At 69.1% G+C, this 233-nt stretch carries 1 protein-coding gene; it reads right to left on the bottom strand.

The genetic code is table 11. The features are described 5' to 3' along the window. A partial coding sequence (locus SB822_RS61215) for a DegT/DnrJ/EryC1/StrS family aminotransferase (protein ID WP_410859681.1) occupies nt 1–233 on the bottom strand: 233 nt, incomplete at both ends.

Here is a 233-nt window from a genome sequence, read left to right as displayed (position 1 = left end):
ATGCCGGGCAGTCCTTCCAGGCGCTGCCGGTACAGCGCATCGATCTGCGCGCGCCGCGCCAGCGCCGCGTCGATGTACTGCAGCTGCAGCAGGCCGAAGGCGGCGTTGACCTCGCTCATCTTGCCGTTGATGCCCGGCGCGACGACCGTGGTCTCGTCGACGAAGCCGAAGTTCTTCAGGTGGCCGATGCGCCGGTAGGTACGCGCGTCCGGGCAGATGATCGCGCCGCCCTC

Source organism: Paraburkholderia sp. SIMBA_054, assembly GCF_046534875.1.
Lineage (GTDB): Bacteria > Pseudomonadota > Gammaproteobacteria > Burkholderiales > Burkholderiaceae > Paraburkholderia > Paraburkholderia hospita.
Note: the sequence above shows the minus strand (reverse complement) of the source record. Positions and strands in the feature narration are given on the sequence as shown.